25 protein-coding genes and 1 pseudogene are annotated in these 26205 nt (G+C 74.0%); 12 read left to right on the top strand and 14 right to left on the bottom strand.

Going from position 1 to position 26205, the window contains the following annotated elements:
* Window positions 1-49 precede the first annotated feature (49 nt).
* Complete coding sequence (locus tag ACIBBD_RS01340; RefSeq protein WP_399417182.1) at window positions 50-1036, top strand: aldo/keto reductase; 987 nt, start codon at window positions 50-52, stop codon at window positions 1034-1036.
* Between the two features lie 21 nt (window positions 1037-1057).
* Here the strand turns inward: ACIBBD_RS01340 and ACIBBD_RS01335 are convergent, their stop codons facing one another.
* The 3 genes from ACIBBD_RS01335 to ACIBBD_RS01325 form a co-directional block, all read right to left on the bottom strand.
* A complete protein-coding gene (locus ACIBBD_RS01335; protein WP_399417181.1) occupies window positions 1058-1744 on the bottom strand; it encodes an ABC transporter ATP-binding protein in 687 nt (228 codons plus the stop codon).
* 29 nt (window positions 1745-1773) lie between these two features.
* Window positions 1774-3237, bottom strand: a complete 1464-nt coding sequence (locus ACIBBD_RS01330; RefSeq protein ID WP_399417180.1) for an ABC transporter permease — start codon at window positions 3235-3237, stop codon at window positions 1774-1776.
* A gap of 241 nt (window positions 3238-3478) precedes the next feature.
* Window positions 3479-4261 carry an SDR family oxidoreductase gene (locus ACIBBD_RS01325; RefSeq protein WP_399417179.1) on the bottom strand — a complete coding sequence of 261 codons (783 nt, stop codon included), beginning with the start codon at window positions 4259-4261 and terminating at the stop codon, window positions 3479-3481.
* Window positions 4262-4405: 144 nt separating this feature from the next.
* Between ACIBBD_RS01325 and ACIBBD_RS01320 the strand changes: the two genes are divergently transcribed.
* Window positions 4406-6046 (top strand): alkaline phosphatase D family protein, encoded by a 1641-nt coding sequence (locus ACIBBD_RS01320; protein WP_399417178.1) that lies wholly within the window; start codon window positions 4406-4408, stop codon window positions 6044-6046.
* Window position 6047: 1 nt separating this feature from the next.
* Here the strand turns inward: ACIBBD_RS01320 and ACIBBD_RS01315 are convergent, their stop codons facing one another.
* The 3 genes from ACIBBD_RS01315 to ACIBBD_RS01305 form a co-directional block, all read right to left on the bottom strand.
* Window positions 6048-7022: a small ribosomal subunit Rsm22 family protein gene (locus ACIBBD_RS01315; RefSeq protein ID WP_399417177.1), complete on the bottom strand. Its 975-nt coding sequence runs from the start codon at window positions 7020-7022 to the stop codon at window positions 6048-6050.
* Between the two features lie 179 nt (window positions 7023-7201).
* On the bottom strand, window positions 7202-8389 hold the full coding sequence (locus ACIBBD_RS01310; protein WP_399417176.1) for a serine hydrolase domain-containing protein: 1188 nt from the start codon (window positions 8387-8389) through the stop codon (window positions 7202-7204).
* Window positions 8344-9636: a multidrug effflux MFS transporter gene (locus ACIBBD_RS01305; protein ID WP_399417175.1), complete on the bottom strand. Its 1293-nt coding sequence runs from the start codon at window positions 9634-9636 to the stop codon at window positions 8344-8346. Before ACIBBD_RS01305 ends, ACIBBD_RS01310 begins: the two co-directional genes overlap by 46 nt.
* Window positions 9637-9716: 80 nt before the next feature.
* Between ACIBBD_RS01305 and ACIBBD_RS01300 the strand changes: the two genes are divergently transcribed.
* The 3 genes from ACIBBD_RS01300 to ACIBBD_RS01290 all read left to right on the top strand — a co-directional run bounded on the left by ACIBBD_RS01300 (window position 9717) and on the right by ACIBBD_RS01290 (window position 12328).
* Window positions 9717-10718 carry a Gfo/Idh/MocA family protein gene (locus ACIBBD_RS01300; RefSeq protein WP_399417174.1) on the top strand — a complete coding sequence of 334 codons (1002 nt, stop codon included), beginning with the start codon at window positions 9717-9719 and terminating at the stop codon, window positions 10716-10718.
* A 126-nt stretch (window positions 10719-10844) separates the two neighbouring features.
* On the top strand, window positions 10845-11474 hold the full coding sequence (locus tag ACIBBD_RS01295) for a TetR/AcrR family transcriptional regulator (protein WP_399417173.1): 630 nt from the start codon (window positions 10845-10847) through the stop codon (window positions 11472-11474).
* Window positions 11475-11590: 116 nt separating this feature from the next.
* A complete protein-coding gene (locus tag ACIBBD_RS01290; RefSeq protein ID WP_399417172.1) occupies window positions 11591-12328 on the top strand; it encodes a bifunctional DNA primase/polymerase in 738 nt (245 codons plus the stop codon).
* A gap of 41 nt (window positions 12329-12369) precedes the next feature.
* On the opposite strand, the gene ACIBBD_RS01285 is transcribed toward ACIBBD_RS01290, so the two are convergent.
* The 4 genes and pseudogenes from ACIBBD_RS01285 to ACIBBD_RS01270 all read right to left on the bottom strand — a co-directional run bounded on the left by ACIBBD_RS01285 (window position 12370) and on the right by ACIBBD_RS01270 (window position 15705).
* The gene (locus tag ACIBBD_RS01285) at window positions 12370-13383 is read right to left on the bottom strand and encodes a hypothetical protein (protein WP_399417171.1); all 1014 of its coding nucleotides are present in this window, start codon (window positions 13381-13383) and stop codon (window positions 12370-12372) included.
* Window positions 13331-13609 (bottom strand): annotated as a pseudogene (locus ACIBBD_RS01280) (iron transporter); the annotation flags it as partial. The gene ACIBBD_RS01285 and the pseudogene ACIBBD_RS01280, both read right to left, overlap by 53 nt.
* 115 nt (window positions 13610-13724) lie before the next feature.
* Window positions 13725-14543: a heme ABC transporter ATP-binding protein gene (locus ACIBBD_RS01275; RefSeq protein ID WP_399417170.1), complete on the bottom strand. Its 819-nt coding sequence runs from the start codon at window positions 14541-14543 to the stop codon at window positions 13725-13727.
* Window positions 14544-14589: 46 nt separating this feature from the next.
* On the bottom strand, window positions 14590-15705 hold the full coding sequence (locus tag ACIBBD_RS01270; protein WP_399417169.1) for a FecCD family ABC transporter permease: 1116 nt from the start codon (window positions 15703-15705) through the stop codon (window positions 14590-14592).
* Window positions 15706-15776: 71 nt separating this feature from the next.
* On the opposite strand from ACIBBD_RS01270, the gene ACIBBD_RS01265 reads away from it, so the two are divergent.
* The 3 genes from ACIBBD_RS01265 (at window position 15777) to ACIBBD_RS01255 (ending at window position 17727) form a co-directional block, all read left to right on the top strand.
* Window positions 15777-16667 (top strand): hypothetical protein, encoded by an 891-nt coding sequence (locus tag ACIBBD_RS01265; protein ID WP_399417168.1) that lies wholly within the window; start codon window positions 15777-15779, stop codon window positions 16665-16667.
* On the top strand, window positions 16660-17304 hold the full coding sequence (locus tag ACIBBD_RS01260; RefSeq protein WP_399417167.1) for a PhzF family phenazine biosynthesis protein: 645 nt from the start codon (window positions 16660-16662) through the stop codon (window positions 17302-17304). Before ACIBBD_RS01265 ends, ACIBBD_RS01260 begins: the two co-directional genes overlap by 8 nt.
* A 111-nt stretch (window positions 17305-17415) precedes the next feature.
* On the top strand, window positions 17416-17727 hold the full coding sequence (locus ACIBBD_RS01255; RefSeq protein ID WP_399417165.1) for a hypothetical protein: 312 nt from the start codon (window positions 17416-17418) through the stop codon (window positions 17725-17727).
* Window positions 17728-17818: 91 nt separating this feature from the next.
* On the opposite strand, the gene ACIBBD_RS01250 is transcribed toward ACIBBD_RS01255, so the two are convergent.
* Window positions 17819-18466 (bottom strand): heme oxygenase (biliverdin-producing), encoded by a 648-nt coding sequence (locus tag ACIBBD_RS01250; RefSeq protein WP_399417164.1) that lies wholly within the window; start codon window positions 18464-18466, stop codon window positions 17819-17821.
* Between the two features lie 154 nt (window positions 18467-18620).
* Window positions 18621-19478 (bottom strand): type I methionyl aminopeptidase, encoded by an 858-nt coding sequence (gene map, locus ACIBBD_RS01245; RefSeq protein ID WP_399417163.1) that lies wholly within the window; start codon window positions 19476-19478, stop codon window positions 18621-18623.
* A 58-nt stretch (window positions 19479-19536) separates the two neighbouring features.
* Between map and ACIBBD_RS01240 the strand changes: the two genes are divergently transcribed.
* On the top strand, window positions 19537-19770 hold the full coding sequence (locus tag ACIBBD_RS01240) for a hypothetical protein (RefSeq protein ID WP_399417161.1): 234 nt from the start codon (window positions 19537-19539) through the stop codon (window positions 19768-19770).
* Between the two features lie 193 nt (window positions 19771-19963).
* Here the strand turns inward: ACIBBD_RS01240 and ACIBBD_RS01235 are convergent, their stop codons facing one another.
* A complete protein-coding gene (locus tag ACIBBD_RS01235; RefSeq protein ID WP_399417160.1) occupies window positions 19964-20563 on the bottom strand; it encodes a hypothetical protein in 600 nt (199 codons plus the stop codon).
* Between the two features lie 126 nt (window positions 20564-20689).
* Between ACIBBD_RS01235 and npdG the strand changes: the two genes are divergently transcribed.
* Together npdG and ACIBBD_RS01225 are read left to right on the top strand one after the other, a co-directional pair.
* The gene (npdG, locus tag ACIBBD_RS01230) at window positions 20690-21406 is read left to right on the top strand and encodes an NADPH-dependent F420 reductase (RefSeq protein ID WP_399417159.1); all 717 of its coding nucleotides are present in this window, start codon (window positions 20690-20692) and stop codon (window positions 21404-21406) included.
* Between the two features lie 65 nt (window positions 21407-21471).
* Window positions 21472-21651 (top strand): hypothetical protein, encoded by a 180-nt coding sequence (locus tag ACIBBD_RS01225; RefSeq protein ID WP_399417158.1) that lies wholly within the window; start codon window positions 21472-21474, stop codon window positions 21649-21651.
* On the opposite strand, the gene ACIBBD_RS01220 is transcribed toward ACIBBD_RS01225, so the two are convergent.
* A complete protein-coding gene (locus tag ACIBBD_RS01220; protein ID WP_399417157.1) occupies window positions 21641-22441 on the bottom strand; it encodes a site-2 protease family protein in 801 nt (266 codons plus the stop codon). The genes ACIBBD_RS01225 and ACIBBD_RS01220 overlap by 11 nt on opposite strands.
* A gap of 162 nt (window positions 22442-22603) precedes the next feature.
* Between ACIBBD_RS01220 and ACIBBD_RS01215 the strand changes: the two genes are divergently transcribed.
* Entirely contained in the window at window positions 22604-26203 is a 3600-nt protein-coding gene (locus ACIBBD_RS01215) for an AfsR/SARP family transcriptional regulator (protein WP_399417156.1), read from the top strand.
* Window positions 26204-26205 lie beyond the last annotated feature (2 nt).

The raw sequence follows: 26205 nt of genomic DNA, 5'->3' as shown, positions 1-26205 counted from the left end.
GGCCGGGGCCTTGCCTTGGGGTGCGCTCCAACTCGTAGCGTCCCCGGGCATGGAGAAGAACCGGACACTGGGACGAAGCGGCATACAGGTCAGCGCCCTCGGCTTCGGCTGCTGGGCCATCGGCGGTGAGTGGCAGGACCCCGAGGGGCAGCCGCTCGGCTGGGGCAGGGTCGACGACGAGGAGTCCGTACGGGCGGTGCGCCGCGCCCTCGACCTCGGCGTCACCTTCTTCGACACCGCCGACGTCTACGGGGCCGGACACAGTGAGCGGATCCTGGGGCGGGCGCTCGGCAGGCGGCGGGACGAGGTCGTCGTCGCCACCAAGTGGGGCAACCTCTTCGACGAACGCACCCGGACGCTGTACGGGCAGGACGCCTCCGTCGAGCACGCGCGTGCCGCCCTCACCGCCTCCCTCGCCCGGCTCGGCACCGACCACGTCGACCTGTACCAACTGCACCTCTCCGACGCGCACCCCACGCAGGCGGCCGCACTGCGCGACCTGTGCGAGGAGTTCGTGTCGGAGGGGCTCGTCCGCGCCTACGCCTGGAGCACCGACGACCCGGCCCGGGCCGCCGTGTTCGCCGAGGGGGAGCACTGCGCGGCCGTCCAGCACGCCGCCAACGTGCTGCAGGACGCGCCCGCGATGCTCGCCCTGTGCGAGGAGCGGGACCTCGCCAGCGTCAACCGCAGCCCGCTGGCCATGGGGCTGCTGGGCGGGAAGCGCCGGGCCCGGCAGCCCCTGGAGGCGGGGGACATCCGCAGCCGTCCGCCGGCCTGGCTGAAGGGGTTCGCGGACGGGTCCGGCGCCGATCCGGAGTGGCTGGACCGGGTCGACGCCCTCCGGTCCGTCCTCACCAGCGGCGGCCGCACCCCCGCCCAGGGCGCCCTCGCCTGGCTGTGGGCGCGCAGCCCACGCACCGTGCCCATTCCCGGCTTCCGCTCGGTCGCCCAGGCCGAGGAGAACGCGGGCGCGATCGCGCACGGGCCGCTCACCGCGGAGCAACTGGCCGAGGTCGACCGGATACTCGGGCGGTGAGCGGCCCCGCGGGCGGCCTCGTCAGGCGCGTACGGCCTGCTCGGTCAGTGTGATCCGTCCGGCCTTGATGGTGACCAGGCGGGGGGCCCGGCGGGCGATGGAGGAGTCGTGGGTGACCATGACGAAGGTCAGTCCGTGCTCCCGCCACAGGCCCTCCAGCAGGGCCATGATGTCGTCGCGGGTGCCCTCGTCGAGGTTGCCGGTGGGCTCGTCGGCAAGGAGCACCTTCGGCTTCTTCACCAGCGCGCGGGCGATGGCCACGCGCTGCTGCTGCCCGCCGGACATCTCCGACGGGACGTGCGACAGCCGTTCGCCCAGGCCCACCGAGCGCAGGGCCTCCGCCGCGCGCTCGCGCCGCTCGGCCGGCTTCACGCCGAGCGGGACCAGGGCCGTCTCGACGTTCTCCTGCGCGGTCAGGGTCGGGATGAGGTTGAACGCCTGGAAGATGATGCCGATCTTCTCGGCGCGCACCCGGGTCAGCCGGGCCTCGCCGATGGTGGCCAGGTCGACGCCGTCGAGCTCGACGCTGCCCTCGGACGGGCGGTCCAGGCCGCCGATCATCTGCAGCAGCGTCGACTTGCCGCCACCGGTGGGGCCCTGGATGACGAGCTGGTCGCCGTCCTCGATGGTGAGGTCGACGCCGCGCAGCGCCTCGACCGTCTCCTTGCCCCGTGTGTAGCGCTTGGTGACGCCGGTGAGCTTGTACATGGGTTCTCCGTTGGCGAGGTGACGATCGGTCAGGAAACGCTGCGCAGGGCGTCCGCCGGGCGCATCCGGGAGGCGCGCCAGCCGCCCATGGCGCCGGCGACCAGTCCGCCGGCGACCGCGAGGCCGACCGCGAGGGCGATGGTGGTGAGGGAGACGGGGGCCGACAGCGCGATCTCCATGGTGTTCTGGGACGCCTGCCGACCGGGACCGCCGCCACCGCCGGGGCCACCGCTCATGCCGCCCCCGCCGGTGGTGCCGAGCTGCGCGGTCAGCGTCGGGCTGATCGCCGTCACCGCGTAGGCCGCCGCCAGTCCGAGCGCGATGCCGAGGACGCCGCCGAGCAGGCCGTTGACCATGGACTCGCCGACCACCTGCCGGGTGACCCGGCGGCTCGGCCAGCCCAGCGCCTTCAGCGTGCCGAACTCCCGTACCCGCCGGGAGACCGCGGAGGAGGTGAGCAGCGCGGCGACCAGGAAGGCGGCCGCGAGCACCGCGACGGACAGCCACTTGCCGACGCTGGTCGCCAGGTCGGAGGCGGTGGAGAGGGAGCCGGAGACCGTCTCCGCGAGGTCGGCGGAGGTCGTCACGGTCGTACCGGAGATGTTCTTCTGGATCGTCGCCTTGACGGTGTCGATCTGCTTCGAGTCGGTCGCCTTGACGTAGATCGTCGTGACCTGGTCCGCCGCGTCCGCGAGGGTCTGCGCCTGCTTCAGCGGCAGGTAGACGTCCGTGGTGGACTCGCCGCTGTCGGGGGTGGCGACCCCGATGACCCGGTACGCGGTGCCGGAGATCGTCAGCGTGGAGCCGACCTTGTACGAGTTCTCCTTGGCGTAGGAGGCGCTGACGACCGCGACCTCGGCGTCGCTCTGCGCCGCCGAGAACGTCGTGCCCGAGGTGATCTCGGAGGCGGCCAGCGGGCCGAGGTCCTGGTGGCCGACGTCGACGCCGGCCACGGAGTAGGAGTTGACGTCGAAGGCGGCGCCGCCGCCCTGGACCTGCGGGGCCGCGGTGCTGCTTCCGCCGCCGCCCGGACCGGCGCCCTGTCCCTGGGACTGGCCGCCGGCCGAGCTCTCCGCCCTGCCCTGGGTGAAGGAGCCGTCGACCTTGGTGACGTTCAGGGTGAGGGCGCCGACCGCGCTCGCCACGCCCTTCTGCCCGGCGACCTTCGTCACGAGCGAGGACTCCAGGGCCTGACCCCCCTGCGTCATCACCCGGTCCGAGCTCTGTTCCTCGTCCTCGTCGGAGGAGGCGTCGAATTCGAATCTGGGGCCCTGGGAACTGTTTCCGGTGGGTGCCGTGCGGGCCTTGGTGACGGTCATGTCGGTGCCGAGGCCGTAGAGCGACTGCAGGACCTTGTCCTGCGCCTGCGTCATGCCGGCCGACACCGAGTTGACGGTGATGACCAGCGCGATACCGAGCGCCAGACCCAGTGCGACGACCAGGGCAGCCTTCTTGCGCCGGCCCAGCTCGCGCTTGAGATAGATGCCAAACATCCCGTTCCTCGAAGGTTCTTGGCGCCCGCTGTGGGCGCGCCCTCAAATTAGGGAGGAACCTTTGAACCGACATGGGTAAAGGATGTGTAAGGCCTGGGAATGGGTGGGTCCGGAATGAGAATTCCCTGAGGGTGCCCGGGATGTCCCGGGACCGCCCGATCCGGACCCCCACTCGGGCTCGGAGCCTCCGGCCGGCCGTCAAGGGGACGGACGGCCGCGGCCGCCCGCGCGGGTCGACCGTTCAGCCGCGTCCCACGTACGGCATCGCCGTCGCCAGCACCGTCGCGAACTGCACGTTCGCCTCCAGCGGCAGCTCCGCCATGTGCCGCACGGTGCGCGCCACGTCGGCGACGTCCATCACCGGTTCCGGCGCGATCTCGCCGCTGGCCTGGAGCGCGCCCGTCCGCATCCGGGCCGTCATGTCGGTCGCCGCGTTGCCGATGTCGATCTGCCCGACCGCGATGCCGTAGGCCCGCCCGTCCAGCGAGAGCGACTTGGTCAGGCCGGTGAGGGCGTGCTTGGTCGCGGTGTAGGGCGCCGAGTGCGGGCGGGGGGTGTGGGCGGAGACGGAACCGTTGTTGATGATCCGTCCGCCCCGCGGGTCCTGCTCCTTCATCTGCCGGTAGGCCGCCTGCGCGCACAGGAACGCGCCGTGGAGGTTGGTGTCCACCACGTGCCGCCAGGCGTCGTAGGGCAGGTCCTCGAACGGCACGCCTCCCGGCCCGAACGTGCCCGCGTTGTTGAACAGCAGGTCGAGCCGCCCGAACCGGTCGCGCACGGCGGCGAAGAACGCCGTCACGTCGTCGGGGCGTGAGACGTCCGTCCGTACGGCGAGACTCGCGGCCTCGGGCACCAGCGCGGCCGTCTCCTCCAGGGTCTCGGCGCGGCGGCCCGCCAGGGCCACCGACCAGCCGGCGCGCAGCAGTTCCACGGCCACGGCCCGGCCGATACCGGAACCTGCACCGGTGACCACGGCGATCCTCGTCCGCTGGGAAGCCTGTTCGGCGGTTCGCAAGGCGTTCATGGGCCCGCAGCGTACGGCAGGGCCCGCCATACGGAACGCGTCCGTCCGCCATCCGACTGTCGGGTACGCGCCGATCGCGCGTCGCTCCCGGGTCGTCCCCGGCCACTCCAATGCCTCCTGGACACATCGTCAGGGGAGGACCGGATGACACCCGCAGCACACCCGTCCCAGCACGCGCCCGAACTCCGCGCGGCCGCCCGGCACATCGGCCGCCGCCGCTTCCTCACCGTCACCGGCGCCGCCGCCGCGCTCGCCTTCGCGGTGAACCTGCCCGCCGCCGGCACCGCGGCCGCCGCCGAACTCGACCCCGCGCGCATCACCGACGACCCCTTCACCCTCGGCGTCGCCTCCGGTGACCCGCTGCCCGGGTCGGTCCTGCTGTGGACCCGTCTCGCCCCGGCCCCGTACCAGCCCGACGGCGGCCTGCCCGCCGAACGCGTCACCGTCCACTGGGAGCTGGCCCACGACGAGCACTTCCGCCGGATCGTCAGACGCGGCACCGCCACCGCCCACCCCGAGTTCCACCACACCGTCCACGTCGAGGTCGGCCACCTCGCCCCCGACCGCGTCTTCCACTACCGCTTCCGCGCCGGCACCTGGACCAGCCCGGCCGGGCGCACCCGCACCGCCCCCGCGACCCGGGCCCGGACGGCGGGACTGAAGCTCGCCGCGGTCTCCTGCCAGGCGTACGCCGACGGCTACTACACGCCGTACGGCCACCTCGCCCAGGACGACGTCGACGTGGTCTTCCACCTCGGGGACTACCTGTACGAGTACGCGATCAACTCGGTCGGCAACCACCGCAACTACACCGACCGGACGCTCCCCGACCTGTTCAACCACGAGACCGTGACCCTGGAGGACTACCGCCTGCGGTACGCCCTCTACAAGTCCGACCCCGACCTGATGGCCGCGCACGCCGCGCACCCGTTCGTCGTCACCTGGGACGACCACGAGACCGAGAACAACTACGCCGGCGACACCCCCGAGAACGGTGTCCCGCCGGAGGAGTTCCTGCTGCGCCGCGCCTCCGCCTACCGCGCGTACTGGGAGAACCAGCCGCTGCGCCGCCCCCAGCTCCCCCACGGCCCCGACATGCGGCTGTACCGCCGTCTGCACTGGGGCGACCTCGCGCAGTTCGACGTCCTCGACACCCGCCAGTACCGCTCCGACCAGGCCTACGGCGACGGCGCGCAGCTGCCGGGACCCGACATCGACGACCCGTCGCGCACGATGACCGGCGCGACCCAGGAACGGTGGCTGCTCGACGGCTGGCGTGCCTCGCGGGCGCTGTGGAACGTCGTACCGCAGCAGGTCACCTTCTCGCAGCGCAAGCTCGACCTGAACCCGGTCGCGAAGCTGTCGATGGACGCCTGGGACGGCTACCGCGCCTCCCGCCGCCGCGTCCTGGACGGCGCGAAGGCCGCCGGCGTCGACAACCTGATGGTCCTCACCGGTGACGTGCACGTCGGGTACGCCTTCGACATCAAGGACGACTTCGACGACCCGGCGTCGCGCACGCTCGGCACCGAGATCGTCGCCACGTCGATCGCCAGCGGCCGCGACGGCTCCGAGAAGCCCGCGAACTGGAACACCTACATGACCGCCAACCCGCACCTGAGGTTCTACAACGGGCGGCGCGGCTACGTCACCGTCTCCCTCGGCCGCGACCTCGCCCGCGCCGACTTCAGGACCGTCCCGTACGTCACCACGCCCGGCGCGCCGATCAGCACGGCCGCGTCCTTCGTCACCGAGGTGGGCGACCAGGGACTGCGGCCCGCGTGAGTCAGCCGGCCGGTGGCCAGGCGTCGCCCCAGTCCGCGTCGCGCGCCGTCTTGTAGAGGTCGCCGTGGCGCTTGGTCACCGTCGTCCGGGCGAGGTGCTCCCCGGTCTCGCACAGGTCGAGGAGCACCTGGCCCTTGCGGATCTGCGGCCGGCGCACCACCCGGGAGGGGGCCGGGGCGACCGGGAAGCGGGCGGCGGCCACGTACGAGAACTTCTCGTCCTCGTACGGCAGCGAGCCGCCCTTGACCTGCCGGTGCAGCGAGGAACGGCTGACCCGCGCCGAGAAGTGGCACCAGTCCGTGCCCGGGACGATCGGGCAGGCGGCACTGTGCGGGCAGGGCGCGGCGACACGGAAACCCGCGGCGACCAGGCGGTCGCGGGCCTCGATGATCCTCGCGTAGCCGTCCGGGGTGCCCGGTTCGACGATCACCACGGCCTGCGCGGCGGCCGCGGCGGTGTCCACGAGGGCGGCGCGGTCCTCGGCGGGCAGCTCGTTCAGGACGTAGGAGACGGTGACCAGGTCGGTGGGGTCGAGCAAGAGGCCCGCGCCGATGCGGGCGCGCCGCCAGCGGACGTCCCGCAGCGCCGGGTTCGCGGCGGCGATCTCCCGGCCGAGGGCCAGCGCCGGCTCCGCCCAGTCCAGGACGTCCACCGGACGCTCCCCGTCCCAGGTCGCGCTGACCGCCCAGGTGGCCGCGCCCGTGCCGCCGCCGACGTCCACGTGGCTGCCCGGCACCCATCCGGGCACCGCGTCCGCGAACGCCTCCAGCGCCGAGCACACCGCCTCGAAGGTCGCCGGCATCCGGTACGCGGCGTACGCGACGACGTCGGCGCGGTCGCGCAGGATGGGGGCGTCGGTGGGGGTGGCGCCCCGGTAGTTGGCGATCAGCCGGTCCACGGCCGCGGCGGCCTGCCGGGGCGGGAGGCCGTCCAGCAGCGTACGGAGGGCTTCCGCCGGGGATACGGGGTCGTTCACCCGGCGATTGTATGTGCGCCGGCGCGGGGGGTGGCCTCGCTGGGGGCCGGCGCCCCCAGACCCCCGCTCCGGCCCTGAACGGGCTCCGTCCTCAAACGCCGGACGGGCTGGTTGTGGCTGCCCTCGCCTGCACCCGCCCGCAAGGCGCCGGACGGGCTGGTAGTGCCTGCCCTCGCCCCCTACACCGTGCCGGACGGAGTCGGGATCACCGCGCGTGCCAAGCGGGTCCCCGCCCGGGCGCGGGGTCTGCTGTCCGGTTCGCGGCGTCTCGGGTGCACCGTGTTCGCCAGCAGGACCAGGAAGGTGTCCGTCGCCGGGTCGAGCACCAGGGACGTCCCCGTGAAGCCCGTGTGTCCCGCCGCGCCCCGGCCCGCCAGTTCGCCCATGAACCAGGGCTGGTCCACGGCGAAGCCCAGGCCGGGTGGGGTCAGGAGGAGTTCCACGAAGTCGGGGCCGAGGATGCGGGCGGGGCCGTGGGAGCCGCCGGCCAGCAGGGTCCGGCAGAAGACGGCGAGGTCGCGGCCCGTGGAGAACAGGCCCGCGTGACCGGCCACCCCGCCCAGCGCCCAGGCGTTCTCGTCGTGGACCACGCCCCGCAGCATGCCCCGGTCGGCCTTGGCCCAGGGGCGCCGCTGGTCCTCGGTGGCCGCCGCGCCGGGGCACGGGCCGAAGCCGGTCGACGTCATGCCCAGCGGCCGGGTGATCCCGTCGTGCACGAGGACGTCGAGGGATCGGCCGGTCAGGCGTTCCAGGAGCTGCTGGAGCAGCAGCATGTTCAGGTCGGAGTAGAGGTACCGGCCGGGCTCGCCGGACGGGGCCTCCGCGCGCAGCAGGGCCAGGCGTTCGGCGTCGTCCTCGCAGTCGTACAGCGGCAGCTCGGGCCGCAGGCCGGACGTGTGGGTGAGGAGCTGGCGGACCGTGATGTCGTGGGCGGCGGCCGCGCGGAAGTCGGGCAGGTAGGCGCCCACCCGGGCGTCGATGCCGAGGGTGCCCCGCTCGATCTGCTGGACCGCCGCGACCGCCGTGAACAGCTTGGTCAGGGAGGCCAGGTCGAAGGGGGTGTCGACGGTCGCCGGGACGCGGGCGGAGGGCGGCAGCTCCACGCCGGCGCCGGTCTCGGGGTCGTGGCGCGCGTACCGCACCGCCCAGCCCGCCGCCTCCTGTACGGCGATCACCGGGCCGCGCCCGGCGACCACGACGGCGCCCGCCGCCCACGGGCGGTCGCCGGTGGTGAGGTCGTGGACCTCGCGGACGAGGCGACGCATCTCCTCGGGGTCGAGCCCGGCACGCTCCGGGGTGTCGACGCGCAGTCTCGGTGCGCTCAGCTGTCCTCTCCCTCCGCCCCCGCGTTCTTCCAGGGACGGCACATTCCCACGAAGCAGGTCAGGGCCACCAGTGCGGCCGCCAGTTGGACGACGGCCATCGGGACGGCGGTGTCCTCCCCGGCGACCCCGACGAGCGGGGAGGCGACCGCGCCGATGAGGAAGGAGGACGTACCGAGCAGGGCGGAGGCGGAACCGGCGGAGTGACGGACGCGCATCAGGGCGAGCGTCTGGGCGTTGGGCAGGGTGACGCCCATCGCCGACATCAGCACGAAGAGGGCGGCGGCCACCGGGGCCAGCCCCACCTCGCCGAACACACCGGTCGCCATCAGGAGCAGGGCGGTGGCCGCCAGCGTGACGACCGTCAGGCCGGCGGCCAGGACCCGGTCCAGGCGGACCCGGCCCACCAGCACCTTGCCGTTGACCTGGCCGACCAGCACCAGCCCGATCGAGTTCAGGCCGAACAGCAGGCTGAACGTCTGCGGCGAGGCGCCGTGGATCTCCTGGACGACGAACGGCGAGGCCGAGATGTAGGCGAACAGCGCGGCGAAGGCGAAGCCGCCGGTGAGGAGGTAACCGGCGAAGGGCGGATCGGCGAGGAGGCCGCGCATCGAGCGCAGGGCCTCGCCGACGCCGCCCGAATGGCGTTCCGCGGGGGGCAGCGTCTCCGGGAGCTTCGCCGCCACCAGCACGGCCAGCAGCGCGCCGACCACCGTGAGCACGACGAACACGCCCCGCCAGTCGGTCACCCGCAGGATCTGCCCGCCGATCAGCGGCGCCACGACCGGGGCCACCCCCGAGACCAGCATCAGGGTGGAGAAGAAGCGGGCCATCGCCACGCCGTCGTACAGGTCGCGCGCCACCGCCCGCGCGATCACGATGCCGGCCGCGCCCGCGAGCCCCTGCGCCAGCCGGAAGACGACCAGCAACTGGAGCGTCGGCGCCAGTGCGCACAGGGCGGTCGCCACGACGTACACGGCCAGTCCGACGAGCAGCGGGCGCCGGCGCCCCCAGCGGTCGCTCATCGGGCCGACCACCAGCTGCCCCAGGGCCATGCCCGCCAGGCACGCGGTCAGCGTGAGCTGCACGCTCGCGGCGGGCGCGTGCAGGGAGCGGGTGACCTCGGGGAGCGCCGGGAGGTACATGTCCATAGCCAGCGGGGGAGTGGCGGTCAGTCCGCCCAGGAGGAGGACGAGGAGCAGTCCCGTCCGGCGCCGTGCGCGCGGCGGCTGTCCCGTCCTCGGTTCCGTTGAGTGCGGCACGCCCGGTACCGGCGCCCCTCCCTCGGGCATGCGGCCCCTCCCTTTCCGATGTCTGCGCCACTTATGCTCTCAGCTCGAACGGACTGCTGGGACGGCATGAGGGTGGGCGGATGACTTCGGACAGCGTGCGGTGGGGGATCCTGGCGACGGGCGGGATCGCCGCCGCCTTCACGGCGGACCTGATCGACCTGCCCGACGCGGAGGTCGTGGCGGTCGCCTCGCGCACCGAGACCTCGGCGCGGGCCTTCGCCGACCGCTTCGGGATACCCCGGGCGTACGGTGACTGGGAGGCGCTGGCCTGGGACGAGGACGTCGACGTCGTCTACGTCGCCACCCCGCACTCCGCCCACCGGGCCGCCACCGGCCTGTGCCTGAAGGCCGGGCGGAACGTGCTGTGCGAGAAGCCGTTCACGCTGAACGTCCGCGAGGCGGAGGAACTCGTCGCGCTGGCCCGGGACAACGGGCGCTTCCTCATGGAGGCCATGTGGATGTACTGCAACCCGCTGGTCCGCCGTCTGAAGACGCTGGTCGACGACGGCGCGATCGGCGAGGTGCGGACCGTGCAGGCCGACTTCGGGCTCGAGGGCCCCTTCCCGCCCTCGCACCGGCTGCGCGACCCCGCCCAGGGCGGCGGCGCCCTCCTCGACCTCGGCGTCTACCCCGTCTCCTTCGCCCAGCTGCTGCTCGGCGAACCCACCGGCGTCTCCGCGCAGGCCGTGATCTCCGCCGAGGGCGTCGACCTGCAGACGGTGGCGGCCCTGTCGTGGGAGTCCGGGGCGCTCGCCGCCCTGCACTGCTCCCTCGTCGGCGGTACGGGCACCTCCGCGTCCGTGACCGGCTCGCGCGGCCGCATCGACATCCCGTCCGGGTTCTTCCACCCCGACCGCCTCGTCCTGCACCGCGCCGGCCGCGACCCCGAGGAGTTCGCCGCCGACCCGGCCGACGGTCCCCGCGCCACGTTCCGGCACGAGGCCCGCGAGGTCATGCGCGCGATCCGGGCCGGCGAGACCGAGTCCCCGCTCGTCCCGCTCGACGGCTCCCTCGCGGTGATGCGCACCCTGGACACCATCCGGGGGACGATCGGCGTGCGCTACCCGGGAGAGCCCGCTTAGGCCGTTCCCCGGCCCGGGGCGGGTGGGTGCGCGGACGGGCCGCTTCGTCCGTGTCCGGGCGGGACGGGCTCGCCTCGCCCCACCCGGGCGAGACGGGCCGTCTCACTCGCTTGGTACCGTCGTCGCATGGTCACCCAGTCCGGCAAGCCGGCCCCCGACACCGCCCGCCGCAGCGAGAGGTCCCGGCGCGCCATCTACGAGGCCGCCCTGGCGCTGGTCGCGGAGGTCGGCTACCCGAGGACCACGATCGAGGGCATCGCCGCCCGTGCCGGTGTCGGCAAGCAGACCATCTACCGCTGGTGGGACTCGAAGGCCGACGTCCTGCTGGAGGCGTTCCTCGATCTCGGCGAGCAGGCGGCCGAGGCGGCCGGGCAGGTGCCGTACGCCATCCCCGACACCGGGGACCTGGCCGCCGACCTGAAGGCCGTCCTGCGCGCCACCGTCGACGAGCTGCTCGACCCCCGCTTCGAGGCCCCCTCGCGCGCCCTGGCCGCCGAGGGCCTCGTCAACGACAAGCTCGGCCGCGAGTTCGTCGCCAAACTGCTCGAACCCCAGCTCCAGCTGTACGTCGACCGCCTGCGCTCCGCCCAGGGCGCCGGGCAGGTCCGCGCCGACGTCGACCCGCGCATCGCCCTGGAACTCTTCGTCTCCCCGCTCGCCCAGCGCTGGCTCCAGCACACGGGGCCGATCTCGTACGCGTACACCGACACCCTCGTCGACTACGCCCTGTACGGCCTCGCACCGCGCCGGCCCTGAAGACCCATCCGTACCGCTCGCCCCACCTGCCCCGATTAACGGCTCCGGACCCCCGATGCGCAGGATGGTGGGACCATAGGGCATGCTGTCCGCACCACGGCGAGGCGAGGGGATAGATGAGCGCGGAGTTCGGCGGCCGCACCGGCCGGCAGGGCAAACTCTCCCAGTGGCTGCGGGGACGCCGCCCGAAGGAGGCCGCCGGCGACGGCGGCCGTGAGGCCCTGCTGCTCGCCGCCGCCGGAGCGGGACTGCCGCTCGCGCCCGCCGCGCACCCGGCCCCCGGCTACCGCTGTTCCTGCGACCGGGTCGGCTGTCCCACCCCCGCCCGGCACCCCGTCTCCTTCGCCTGGCAGACGCAGTCCACCACCGACCGCGCCCAGATCGAGCGCTGGGCCCGCCACCAGCCGCAGGCCAACTTCATCACCGCGACCGGCATGGTGCACGACGTCCTGGACGTGCCGCTGGAGGCGGGGCAGGAGGCCCTGGACCGGCTGCTCGGCTCCGGCGTCGAGGTCGGCCCGGTCGCCGTCAGCGACGACGGCCGCATGTTCTTCTTCACCCTCACCCGGGGCACCCCCGAGGACGAGGACGAGTGGTGGCCCTGCGAGCTGGACTGCCACCCCGAGACCATGGACGAGCACCCCGGACTGCGCTGGCACTGCCGGGGCTCCTACGTCCTCGTCCCGCCCGCCCGCCTCCCGGGCGACGACGACCGGGCGGTGCACTGGCTCCGCGGCCCCGAGCACCCGCTGCCCGACCCGCTGACCCTGCTGGAGACCCTGACGGACGCCTGCGCCCGGTACGTGGGCGAGGAGCCCGGCCACGCCACGGCGACGTGGCCCCTACGGCACTGAGGCGCGCCCCGGCACCGCGGGGACGCTGACGACGGGCCGTTTCACTGCCCCTTCGCCGCCGTCAGCCCCTCCAGGCGGCTCAGCAACGACACCTTCCCGTTCCCGGATCCCTTCGCCGGGTCGACGGCGACCTCGTTGGCGACGAACTCCATCGTCAGCGACTGCGTGATGTCACCGGTCGTCAGCGCCTGCACGTTCCGGTTCGGCGTCGGCACCGCCGCGCCCGCCGCGGCCGTCTGCTTCACGTAGTGGTGCGTGGTGAAGAACACCAGCGCCCCGCCGTCCGCGGTGCGCAGCGCCAGCGGGGCGAAGTCGCCGGTGGTCAGCGCCTCGTCGATGTACTGCGTCGCCAGGCCCGGCTTGCTGGAGTTCTTCGCCCGCGCGGAGCGCAGCTCGCTGGTGTACGTGCCGTCCGCGAAGGTGCTCCCGCCGTCCTGCAGATAGGTCGCGTAGTCCTTGCTCAGGTCCTCGGGCGGACGGGCCAGTTCGGTGGAGTCGGCCGGTACGGCCTCGGCCCAGCCGTCCTTGTCCTTGGTGAACTCCGGCAGCGCGCCGGGCGCCACCAGCGTCAGGTACGCGGCCTGCCAGGGGTCGGCGAGGGCGTTGCGGGTGAACACCAGCAGCCAGCGCGCGTCACCGCCCTTGTTGCCCCGGGCGTCGGCGACGAACCAGCGCGGCCAGCCCGCCTTCTTGGGGATGGTGTACCGCACGTCCGTCAGGACCAGCGGCTTGTGCTGCGGGTTGCCGTCCGGGTTGTTGACCCGCCCGGCCTTGAGCCGCGCCGAGTCGATGGCGCCGAGCGCGCCGGTGGTGTGCTCGGCGTCCAGGGAACTGTCGTACGCCGCGTCGGCCTTGTTGTACGCGGTCGTGAACTGCTGGACCGCCTTGGCGGCCTCGGCCCGGGTGGCGGCCGGGAGCACCTCGCGCTCCCCGTGCACCACCACGCATCCGCTCGCCGTCAGCGACACGACGGCGAGCGAGGCCGCCACGAGTGCGTTGCCCTCACGCCTGCGGTGCCGTGGACGGCCGGCCGTCAGGCTGCGTTCCCTGGTCATCAGGTGCGTTCACCTTCCCCTTCCCGGAGGCGAACCCTACCGGGGAGGGAAACGGCGCGAGCGTCGGGACCAGGTACAGCGGCCACACCGTGACCTGACGGACGGTCGGATCGGGCTCGAAGCCGAACACGCCCTCAGGCAGGGGGCCGTACCCGCTGTCCGGCGTGATCGTGCCGCTGAAGTCGATGGCGCTGTCGGTCGGGCCCGGCAGCCGGTTGGCCTCCTTGGCCCGCTTCCGGTGCGCGGGCAGGCGGCCTCCGGCCCCGGGAACGTGCGCCGGCGGGCGTTCGGGGTGGTGCCCGGGTGGACCCATCGGGCCGAAGAACCCAGCCGCGGGAGATTCAGATGTTCCGCTTCGGGCTCACGAGCAGAGCGTCCGTCCGCGGGTGCGGCAGCACCTCGACCGGCTGGTCGTACACCTCCGTCAGCAGCCGCTCGGTGAACACCTCGGAGGGCGGGCCGTCCGCCGCCACCCGTCCCGCGCGCAGGACCGCCACCCGGTGCGCGTAGGCGGCGGCGAGCCCCAGGTCGTGCAGGACGACGACCACCGCGTCACCCGCGGCCGCCCGCTCCCGGCACAGCCGCAGCACCAACTCCTGGTGCCGCAGGTCCAGGGCGGCGGTCGGCTCGTCGAGCAGCAGCAGCGGGGCGCGCTGGGCGAGGACCCGGGCGAGTGCCGCCCGGGCCCGCTCCCCACCGCTCAGCGCGGAGAACGGGCGGGCGGCGAAGGCGGTCACCTCGGTCGCGGCCATCGCCTCGGCCACCGCCCGATCGTCCTCGGCGGGCGAGGAGTCGTGCGGCGCCCGCCCCATCCGCACCACGTCCGCCACGGCGAACGGAAAGGACAGCGTCGCCGCCTGCGGCAACACCGCCCGCCGCAGGGCGAGTTCGGGCGCCGTCCACTCGGTCGCCGGCCGGCCGTGGATGCGGACGACGCCCCCGGCGGGCGGCAGGTCGGCGGCGAGAGCGCCCAACAGGGTCGACTTCCCGGCGCCGTTGGGACCGACCAGGGCGAGCACCTCACCGGCACGGACCCGCACGTCGACGCCCCGCAGCACCTCACGGGCGCCGAGCCGTACGCGGAGGGCGCCGGCCTCGGCCAGGAGGTCCCCCGGAGCGGCGGGGCGGGGCGGGGTCGGCCGGTGGCGGAGGAGTCTCATGTGCGGGCACCTTGGGGAGAGGGGGTCGGGACGGGACGGGCGCACCTCACGCCCAGCCGCCTTGCCTGCGCCGCGTCCTGCACAGCAGCCAGAAGAAGAACGGGCTGCCCAGCAGGGCGGTCAGGACACCGAGGGGGAGTTCCGCCGGGACGGCGATCGTGCGGGACGCCAGGTCGGCGGCGAGCAGCACCCACGCGCCCAGCAGCGCACTGCCCGGGACCAGGAACCGGTGTCCCGGCCCGGCAGCCATCCGCAGCAGGTGCGGCACCACCAGGCCGACGAAGCCGATGATCCCGGACACGCTCACCGCGGCGGCGGTCAGCAGCGCGATGACGAGGATCAGCACGATCCGCAGCCGCTCCACGTCCACTCCGAGGTGTCTCGCCGGCCGCTCCCCGAGCGCCAGCAGGTCGAGCCGGCGGGAGTACAGCGGGGCGAGCGCGAGCCCGATCGCCGCGCACGGCAGCACCGCGAGCACCTTCGGCCAGGTCGCCTGGGAGAGCGAGCCGAGCTGCCAGAAGGTGATCTGCTGGATCGCCGCGGTGTCCGCGAAGAACAGGCACAGCCCGATCAGCGCCCCCGCGAAGGCGTTCACCGCGATCCCGGTCAGGATCAGCGTCACGACCTCCGTACGCCCGCCGGACCGGGACATCACGTACACCAGCAGGACCGTGCCGAGGCCGGCGGCGAAGGCGAACGCCGACACCGTCCAGGTGCCGAGGACGTCCACGCCGAACGCGATCGCGGCGACCGCGCCCACCGCCGCACCCGAGGAGATCCCGATGACGCCGGGCTCCGCGAGGGGGTTGCCGAACACACCCTGCATCAGCGCGCCCGCGCACCCCAGGGAGGCTCCGACGAGCAGCGCGAGGACGATCCGCGGGAACCGCACGTTCCACAGCACCGACTCCGCTACCCGGTCCGACTCCGCGCCCCCGAGCCCGGTCCGGTGCAGCACGGAGGACGACACGTCCCCGACGGGCACCGGATACGCCCCCAGCCCGGCGGCGACCGGCACGAGCACGAGAAGGCCCACGACCAGCCCGGCGGTCAGCAGCCAGGCGGTCCCACGCCTGGCGCGGGGGCCGGCCGCGGCCGCGGTGCCGGACGCGGCGGGCGGGGCGGGCTCGGCGGAGGGGGCGGACTTGTCCAGGACGGTCATGGGCTGAAGCTTAGGTTAGCCTTACCTTTACTCGCTAGCGGTTGCCGCGCCGGAGGCGGGACACTGGGCCGGTGGGGAACGGGACGCGAGAGCAACTGCCGGGAGGCGCACTGGTGCTGGCCGTCACCGGCCGCCCCGGCCCGCCCGCACTGCGCTTCGAGCGGACGGACGACCGCGGCCGGCTGCTCCTGGGCCAGTTCGGACGCCCGCTGCTGCTCGGCCGGTCGACGGGCGAGGGCTGCTGCCGCGACCTCCATCTGCACCGCATGCCCGGCCACCGCTCACCCCTGCCGCCGATCCGCGCCGCGTGGACCAGGTCGTCCACGAACTGGCCTCACCAGTACGCGACATGGCTCGAGCGGTCCCCGGACAGCCCGCTGCACGACGGCCGTTGGCGCGTCATCGCGCGCGCGAGGTTCTCCCCCGGCGTCTGGACCGAGGACTTCGTCACCGAGTGGCCGTCCGGACGCCTGGAGCTGTACTGCGGCGGCGGCTGGCACGGCGTCCTGCCCCTGCGCCCGCTCTCCCCGCCCGACGCCCCGCGCGTGAAGGCCTACCGCAGACAGGCCCGCGAAGGCACCCTCGCCCCCGTTCTCCTGTGGTGGGTGTCCTTCCTTGACGGCTGGCTGATCCTGGACGGCCACGACCGGGCGGTGGCGGCGCTGGCGGAAGGGGCGGAGCCGGCGTGCGTGGAGCTGACACGGGTCGCCGACGAAGGGACGTGGCGCCGGACCGCGGCCGAGATCACCGAGGCGCACGAGCGGGCGATGCGACGGCCGGCCGGCCGCCCCGGGGACCCGGACCTCGTCCCTCACCGGGCCGCCCTGGAACGCGGCTACGCCGACGTCCTGTCGTGCCTGCCGTACGACGCGGCCGGCACCGCCACCTGGCCCCTCCCCGGCGGAGCCCCCGCCTGGGACGACCTCGCGGCCCGCGCGATGTTTCAATGCCCGCGTGACTGATTACGACGTGCTCCGCGTCTTCTGCGCGCCCAACGGCGGATACGGCAACGAACTGGGTGTCGTACGGGACGGCTCCCTGCTGCCCGAGCGGAGCGACCGGCAGGAACTCGCGGCGAAACTCGGCTTCAGCGAGACCGTGTTCGTCGACGACCCCGAGCGCGGGATCATCGACATCTACACCCCCACCCTGCGCCTGCCCTTCGCCGGTCATCCCTGCGTCGGCGCCGCCTGGCTGCTCGACGTACCCGAACTCGTCACCCCCGCCGGGCTCGTGGGCGCGCGCCTGGACGGCGAGTTCAGCTGGATCGAGGCGCGCGCGGAGTGGGCCCCGCCGCGCACCCTGCGCCAGTACGCCACCGCCGCCGAGGTCGACGACCTGCCCGTGCCGCCGCCCGGCGAGTGGATCTACGCCTGGGCCTGGGAGGACGAGCCGGCCGGACGGGTCCGCGCCCGCGGGTTCCCCGGGCGCGACGACGGCATCGAGGAGGACGAGGCGACGGGCGCGGCGGCCCTGCTCCTCACGGACCGGCTCGGCCGGGCCCTGAACATCACCCAGGGCACGGGGTCGCAGATTCTGACGGCTCCCCAGCCGTACGGCTGGGTGGAGATCGGCGGGCGGGTCTACCTGGAGCGCTGACCGGCGGACGTCCGGGGTCGTGCACGCCTCCGTACGAGTGGTCCCGCGTGTGCGCGCGGCGGCGAACGGTTACCACTGGCGTGACCACTCAGTCACCGCGTAAGGAGCATCATGCGCATTCGATCTGCCCTGGCCGCTGCCGCCCTGGGTGTCGCCCTGACCGCCGCCGCCGCCGCGAGCGCCACCGCTCATGACGGGCACCGCCACTACGACGGCGGTGACGGTGGCAAGGACGCCGTCTGCAGCCCGTACTTCGGCGCGATCGACACGTCCTCCAGCGACATCGTCTGGGGCGGAGCCCACTGCGAGGACGGCTTCTTCTCCTTCCGCGACGGCGTGAACCGCCACCACGACGGTGTGAACCGCCACCACGGCGGCGGGAGCGGTCACCACGACGACAACGACGAGCGCTCCTACGGCTGAGACGGCCTTGGGCCCGTCCCCTCCGTGTGGGAGGGGGCGTGCCCGGTCTGTCCGTGGGGGAGGGGGCGGCCCCGGTCCGCCCCCTCCTGCGTCACGCCGACAGCGGGAACTCCTCGCCCAGCGCCCGGAACACCGCCGTGTTCAGGGCGAACGCCCGCTTGCACTCGGCCACGATCCGCTGCTTCTCCAGGTCGTCCGCCCGCACCGCGTCCAGCAGCTCCCGGTAACCGCGCTTGAACGCGGCCGGGTTGGTGATCCCCTCGAACACGTAGAACCGGACGCCGTCGCCCTTCCTCTCGAAACCCCAGGTCCGCTCCGCCCTGTCGCGGATGATCTGCCCGCCGGAGAGATCGCCCAGGTAACGGGTGTAGTGGTGGGCGATGTACCCGCCCGGCCACCGCTCGGCGCACTCACGCACCCGTTCCGCGTACGCCCGCGTCGCCGGCAGGGCGGACAGCCCCGCCCGCCAGTCGGGTCCGCGCAGATGGGCCAGGTCCCGCTCCAGCGCCGGCAGCCGGAACAGCTCCGGCTGGACGAACGGCCCGGCCACCGGATCCGACGCCAGCCGCCCGGCCCCGGCCTCCAGCGCCTCGTACACGAACCACAGCTGCTCGGTGTAGCGCGCGTACGCGTCGACGCCGAGCCGGCCGCCGAGCAGATCGCTCATGAACGTCGAGGTCTCGGCCTCCACGTGCTGCTCGTGGGACGCGGTGCGGATGACTGTCGAGAAGGAGTCCATGCGGCAGATTTTCTATGGTTAGGCTTACCTAAGTCAACGTCTTGCCGACCCTCTGTCGGTAACTTTCCCGACGGGCCGTCGGGAAAACCCGTCCCGGTGACGAAAGGCCCGCCCTCCGAGGAGGGCGGGCCTTTCGTCACCGGGACAGCGCGGACTACGGCAGGGTGAGGATCTCCGCGCCCGTCTCCGTCACCACCAGCGTGTGCTCGAACTGGGCCGTCCGCTTCCGGTCCTTCGTCACGACCGTCCAGCCGTCGTCCCACATGTCGTACTCGTGCGTCCCCAGCGTCAGCATGGGCTCGATCGTGAAGGTCATCCCCGGCCGCATCACGGTCGTCGCGTGCGGGCTGTCGTAGTGCGGGATGACCAGCCCGGAGTGGAACGACGAGTTGATCCCGTGGCCGGTGAAGTCCCGCACCACCCCGTACCCGAACCGCTTCGCGTACGACTCGATGACCCGTCCGATCACGTTGACCTGCCGGCCCGGCTTCACCGCCTTGATCGCCCGGTGCAGGGACTCGCGGGTCCGCTCCACCAGCAGCCGGCTCTCCTCGTCGACCTCCCCGACCAGGTACGTCGCGTTGTTGTCGCCGTGCACCCCGCCGATGTACGCGGTCACGTCGAGGTTGACGATGTCGCCGTCCCGCAGGACCGTCGTGTCCGGGATGCCGTGGCAGATCACCTCGTTGACCGACGTGCACAGCGACTTGGGGAAGCCGCGGTAACCGAGCGTCGAGGGGTAGGCGCCGTGGTCGCACATGTACTCGTGCGCCACCCTGTCCAGCTCGTCGGTCGTGACGCCCGGCGCGATCAGCTTCGCGGCCTCCGCCATCGCCCGCGCGGCGATCCGGCCGGCGACGCGCATCGCCTCGATCGTCTCGGGCGTCTGCACCTCCGGCCCGGTGTACGGGGTCGGCGCGGGCTTGCCGACGTACTCGGGACGACGGATGTTTCCGGGCACGGAACGGGTGGGGGACAACTCCCCGGGGACGAGCAGCGACTGGCCAGACATGCCAGCGAGTCTAACCAGCGGGCATGGGGGAACATGTCGATGGCGAGAGGAGCTGGTCATGGCCCTGTTCAAGAAACGGACCGTCGGCAAGCCGGGCGAGTGGTACTACTGCCTGGAGCACAGGAAGGTCGAGGAGGGGCCCGAGTGCCCGGCCAAGGACCGCTTCGGCCCGTACGCGACCCGAGGCGAGGCCGAGCAGGCGATGGCGACCGCCCGCGAGCGCAACCTCCAGTGGGAGAACGACCCCCGCTGGCACGACGCCCCCGCAGCGGGCACCACGGACGACGACTGACCGCCGCGGCCACCGGTACGTTCGCCGCGGCGGCGGTGCGGCTGCGCACCGGTGGTACGCCGGCGAACTGGCGGGAGTGCGGCTGCGCACCGGCGGCGGTACGGCTGCCGCACCGGCCGTGCGACGGCGGCGGGGCGGAGGCCGGGACCGGCCGGAGGCCGGGGCCGCCTCGGACGCGGTGTTCCGGGGGCGGTCACCAGGGGGCCGGTGGTGGGGCCGTCAGCGACTCCGCCAGTCTCGACAGCCGGTCACGGAAACGACGGCGTCCCTTCGGTGACGGCACCGTGTGCTCGCCCGCCGCCGCGCTCACCAGGTGCTGCACGGTGTCCAGGTCCAGCTCGGAGCCGTCCGGCACGGCCAGCGTCTCGTGCGCCAGCGCCGTCAGCTCCGGCTCACCGGGACCGAGGGCCAGCACGGTCACCCCGGCCCGCCGCGCGTCCGACACCCGCTCCAGCAGCGGAGCGTCCCCCTGCGGGGACACCACCAGCAGGGTCTCGCCCCGCCGGGCGGCCTCGATCCGCCCCAGGCCGACCGCGAGGTGCGCCGGATCGGAGGGGCGCGCGTGATGCCGTACGAGCGTGGGGGCCAGCTCCGGCGTGCCGGACCACGCGGCCTCGTCCACCAGGTGGGCCGCCAGATGCCAGGGCTCGTACTCCGCCGTGCCGACCAGCAGCAGCCCGCCCCCGTGCGACACCACGGACCCCCGCAGCACCGTCGCGAACCTGCGCGTGGCCCCCAGCCACTGCGTCCCGGCGAGCACCTCACGCAGCAGCGCGACCCGTACGGCGTCCATGCGACCGCATCCTGCCGCACCGGTCCGGCCCCGGCCCGGCGTTCGCCGCCGATTCGCCCGACCCGGGGAACGTGACGGCCGTCACCCCGCCCGGGCGACGCGGCGACGCGCACGTAAAGTCGGCCCATGACCTCTAGCGACAGCGCACAGACCGCCCCCGCGAAGGCCCCCGCCAAGGACCCGTGGGACCTTCCCGACGTCTCCGGGCTCGTCGTCGGCGTTCTCGGCGGGACCGGGCCGCAGGGCAAGGGCCTCGCGTACCGGCTCGCCAAGGCCGGCCAGAAGGTGATCATCGGTTCGCGGGCCGCCGACCGCGCCCGGGCCGCCGCCGAGGAACTCGGCCACGGTGTCGAGGGCGCCGACAACGCCGAGACCGCACGCCGCAGCGACATCGTGATCGTCGCCGTACCGTGGGACGGCCACGGCGCGACCCTGGAGTCCCTGCGCGGGGACCTCGCCGGCAAGCTCGTCGTCGACTGCGTCAACCCGCTCGGCTTCGACAAGAAGGGCGCCTACGCGCTGAAGCCGCAGGAGGGCAGCGCCGCCGAGCAGGCCGCCGCCCTGCTGCCGGACTCGCGGGTCACCGCCGCCTTCCACCACCTGTCGGCCGTGCTGCTGCAGGACCCGGAGATCGACGAGATCGACACGGACGTCATGGTCCTCGGCGAGGAGCGGGCCGACGTCGAGATCGTGCAGGCCCTGGCCGGCCGCATCCCCGGCATGCGCGGCATCTTCGCCGGGCGGCTGCGCAACGCCCACCAGGTGGAGTCGCTGGTCGCGAACCTGATCTCGGTGAACCGCCGCTACAAGGCACACGCGGGGCTGCGCGTCACCGACGTGTGAGCCGCCGTCCCGCATGGGGGACACTGGACGCGCCAGCAGTGTCCCCCGACAGGAGAACGCCTCCCATGCCCCGCCTCGCCCTCTACACCCTCGTCGTCTGCCTGCTCGCCGTCGCCGCCGCGGTCGTGTCCTTCACCCGGGGCAGCTGGCTGGGCGTCGTCTGGGTGCTGCTGGCGGGCCTGTCGTCCAACATGACCTGGTACTACCTCAAGCGCGAGAAGGCCCGCAGGTCCCTCACGGGCTGACCGAGCAGATCTCCGGCGTGCCGTCCCAGAAGCGGTACAGCGCCTGACCGCAGTAGGTCTCGAAGTCCCCGATGCCGAGGCCGCGCAGCGCCGCGTCGACCACGTCGAAGAAGGCGCCGTTGACGGCGGGCACCCACAGCAGGGCGAACACGAACAGCAGCCCGAACGGCGCGAACGGCTCGACCTGCCGCTTCACGCCGTACGGCAGCCAGGGCTCGAGCACCCCGTAGCCGTCCAGGCCGGGCACCGGCAGGAAGTTCAGGATCGCCGCCGTGACCTGGAGCAGGGCCAGGAAGGCGAGCGCGTACCGGAAGTCGGCGGGCACGCCGTCCAGCGCGTCCAGCCAGAAGGGCGCCGTGCACACGGCGGCGAACAGCACGTTCGTCAGCGGGCCGGCCGCCGAGATCAGACTGTGCCGCCAGCGCCCCCGGATCCGGCCGCGCTCGATGAACACGGCACCGCCGGGCAGACCGATTCCGCCCATGATCACGAAGAGCACCGGCAGCACGATGCTGAGCAGCGCGTGGGTGTAGTTGAGCGGGTTGAGCGTCAGGTACCCCTTGGCGCCGACCGAGATGTCCCCGCTGTGCAGGGCGGTGCGCGCGTGCGCGTACTCGTGCAGGCACAGCGACACGATCCACGCCGCCGTCACGAACAGGAACACCGCCACACCGGGCTGCGCGGCGAAGCCCGTCCAGGTCGCCCACCCCGTGACCGCCGTGACGGCCAGGATCCCGACGAAGACGGGGCTGATCCGCCGGTCACTGCGGCGGGTGAGGGCGGTCGTCATGGGGCTCCCTGAGCTGAGTGCGGGCGTGGAACTGCCCGACCGTACCGGTCGTACGGGCAGAACGTCTCATGACCGGTCGTCGGTTCCTGGGCGCGGGCCGCGGCCGAGCCGCTCCGCCGCACCGGGGGAACCCCGTGACCGGCCCCGGGCCCACCGGAGACAATGGACCCCGTGCGCTACCTCATCCTCGGCACCACCCAGGCACTCCGCTCCGACGGCACCCCCGTCGCCGTCGGCGGGGCGCGGTTGCGCGCGCTGCTGACCGTGCTGGCCCTGCGGGCCGGGCGGACCGTGCCCGCGGGGCTGCTCGTGCAGGAGGTGTGGACCGGGGATCCGCCCGCCGACGCGCCGGGCGCGCTGCAGGCGCTCGTCGGACGGCTGCGCCGGGCCCTCGGCGCCCAGGCGGTGGCCTCGGAGGCGGGCGGTTACCGGCTCACCGCCGCGCCCGACGCCGTCGACCTGCACCGCTTCGAGCGGCTGACCGGCGACGGACTGCGCGCCCTCGCCGACGGCGACCCCGCCAAGGCGGCCGACCTCCTCGACGACGCCCTCGCGCTCTGGCACGGGCCGGCCCTCGCCGACCTGCCCGACCGCACCGCCGAGGCGGCCCGCAGGGAGGCCCGCCGCCTCGACGCCCTGCGAGCCCGCCACACCGCCGCCCTCGCCCTCGGCCACGCCGAGCAGGCACTGCCCGAGCTGACCGCCCTGTGCGGCACCCACCCCCTGGACGAGCCCCTCCAGGCGCTCCGGCTGCGGGCCCTGCGCGACGCCGGCCGCACCGCCGAGGCCCTCGCCGCCTACGAGGACGTACGCCGCCTCCTGGCCGACCGACTGGGCTCGGACCCCGGCCCCGAACTCCGCGCCCTGCACACCGACTTGCTGACGCCGACGGAACTGCCGCTGCCGGGGCGGGGCCGACCGCTCCCGGGGCGGGGCGAGCCGGCATCCGGGCCGGGAGAGCCTGTTCGCGGGCGGGGCCGGGCGGCTCCGGCCCCCGGGCAGCCGGTTCCGGTGCACGGGCGGGAGGTCCCGGAGGGCCTCGCCGCTTCCGCCGCGCTCGGGGGCGGCTCGGCCGGGGCTTCGGCCACGCCGCCTCCGGGCTCAGCCCACACCTCGGGCGCTGCCCCCTTTCGGGGCGCCTTCGCCGACGGTCCCGCTCCCTTACCGGCCGCCTCCGCGCCCGCTTCCGGCACCCCCGCGCACCCTTCGGCCACCTCCGCACCCGCCCCGGCAGACCCCCTCCCCGCCCCGCTCGGCTCCACCTCGCCCCCGGGCAACCTCCGTGCCCGGCTCACCTCCTTCGTCGGGCGGGAGGCGGACATCGAGGCCATCCGGGGTGATCTCGCGGGCGCTCGTCTCGTGACGTTGTCCGGACCCGGGGGGTCGGGCAAGACGCGGTTGTCGCAGGAGGCCGCCGAGGCCGCACGGGACACCGCCCGGGACGGCGTGTGGCTGGTCGAGCTGGCGCCCGTCGCCGACCCGGACGCCGTACCGCAGGCCGTCGTCACCGCCGTGGGAGCCCGCGAGACCGTCCTCTACGGCGCCGGCGCCGAGGAGATGCGGGCCGCCGGTGAGCGCCACGACGACCCGGTGGAACGCCTCGTCGAGCACTGCGCGCGGCGCCGCATGCTGATCGTCCTCGACAACTGCGAGCACGTCGTCGAGGCCGCCGCCCGTCTCGCCGAGGAGTTGCTGAGGCGCTGCCCCGGCCTGACGGTCCTCGCCACCAGCCGCGAGCCGCTCGGCGTGCCCGGCGAGGTGCTGCGCCCGGTGGACCCGCTGCCGGAGCCGGTCGCGCTGCGGCTGCTCGCCGACCGGGGCGCCGCCGCCCGGCCCGGCTTCCGCGTCGACGACGACCCCGAGGCCTGCGCCGAGATCTGCCGCCGCCTGGACGGCCTGCCCCTCGCCATCGAGCTGGCCGCCGCCCGCCTGCGCATGCTGACGCCCCGCCAGATCGCGGACCGGCTCGACGACCGCTTCCGCCTCCTCACCTCCGGCAGCCGTACCGTCCTGCCCCGCCAGCAGACCCTGCGCGCCGTCGTCGACTGGTCCTGGGACCTGCTCGACGAGGACGAGTGCGAGGTCCTCGGCCGGCTGTCGGTCTTCGCCCGCGGCTGCGACCTCGTCGCCGCCGAGGCCGTGTGCGGCCCGGCCGCCCTCGACGCGCTCGGCTCCCTCGTCGACAAGTCCCTGGTCGTGGCCGCCCCCGCCCCCGACGGCGCGATGCGCTACCGGCTCCTGGAGACGGTCGCCGAGTACGCGGGCGAACGCCTCGACGAGTCCGGCGGCCGCCCCGCGGCCGAGCGCGCGCACCTGAGGTACTACCGCGAACTCGCCCGCACCACCGAGCCGTTGCTGCGCGGCCGCGAACAGCGCACCGCCATCGACCGGTTCCAGCTCGAGTACGAGAACCTGCGCACCGCGCTGAGCAGGGCCGTCGCCGCACGCGACGAGCAGGAGTCGCTCAGCCTCGTCCTCTCCCTCGTCTGGTACTGGACGATGCGCGACCTGCGCCTGGAGGCCCGCACCTGGTGCAGCGAGGTCATGGCCCTCGGCCCCGACCCCTTCGCCGACCCCGTGCGCCCCGCCGCCCCGGTGTGGAAGCCCTGCACGGACGCCCCGCCGCCGATGACCGGCGAGGTCCTCGCCGAGGCCCGGCGCGGCGTCCACCTGGCGCATCTCGCCTGCATGGACACCGAGATGGACGCCTGGCAGAACCCGGCGGCCCAGGCCAAGCTGCGCGTCATCACCGAGACCTACGAGCCTGGCCTCCCGCAGACCTGCCGGGTCCCCGGCATGCTCTGGTTCTACGCCGTGATGCTCACCGGCGACATGGACCGCATCCGCACCATCCTCGACGCCAACGTCCGCACCTGCCGCGAGACCCCGGGCTACGAGTGGGAGCTCGCCGCCTCCCTGCACCTGCGCGCCAACCTCCTGGCCAACCGTTCCGCCTGGGCCGGTGACGCCGCCCGTGACGCCGACGAGGCCCTGGAGATCTACCGGCGCATGGGAGACGCCTGGGGCACCGCCGAGGCCCTCTCCGCACGCGCCGAGGCCCACGAACGGCTGGGCGCCCACCGCGAGGCCGCGGCCGACTACGAGGAGGCCATGACCCACGCCGAAACGCTCGGGGCGCGCGCCCAGTCGGCGGTCCTCGGCGCCCGGCTGGGCAGCGCGCTGCTGGAGGCGGGCGACGGGGAGCGCGGCGAGCGCATCCTGCGTGAGGTGATCGAACGCAGCGACGGCACGGTCAACGAGGCCATACCCGCCGCCCGGCTCTTCCTCTTCGGCTGGCTCTCCACCACCGGCCGCAGCGCCGAGGCGCGGGAACACCTGCGGCTGATGCGCGAGGAGTTCGGCATCCCCCACTTCATCGTCTTCATCCTCGGCGCGGAGGCCTGGCTGGACGTGGTCGACGAACGGTACGAGGAAGCCCTGGTGACGGTCCGCAAGGCCCTGGAACGGGCCGACGACCCGCTGACCACGGCCATGGCCCCGCAGATGCGCTCCCTCTACCTGACCGTCGCCGCCACCGCCCTCGCCGGTGCCGGTGGCGGCACCCGGGCCGAGGCGGCCGCCCGCTGCCTCGGCGCCGCCGACGCCCTGCTGCCGCCCCGCCATGTGTCGCCGCGCCTGGAGCGTGAGACACGGGAGCTGGCCGTCACCCGCACCCGGGCCGTGCTCGGCGAGGAGGCGTACACGGCCGCGTACGCCGAGGGCGGCGGCCTCTCCTACGAGGAGGCCGCCGCCCTGGTGTGAGG

It is taken from the genome of Streptomyces sp. NPDC051315 (genome assembly GCF_044455165.1).
Classification (GTDB): Bacteria; Actinomycetota; Actinomycetes; order Streptomycetales; family Streptomycetaceae; genus Streptomyces.
The sequence above is the reverse complement of the archived record's forward strand: the minus strand, read 5'-3'. Positions and strand labels throughout refer to the sequence as shown.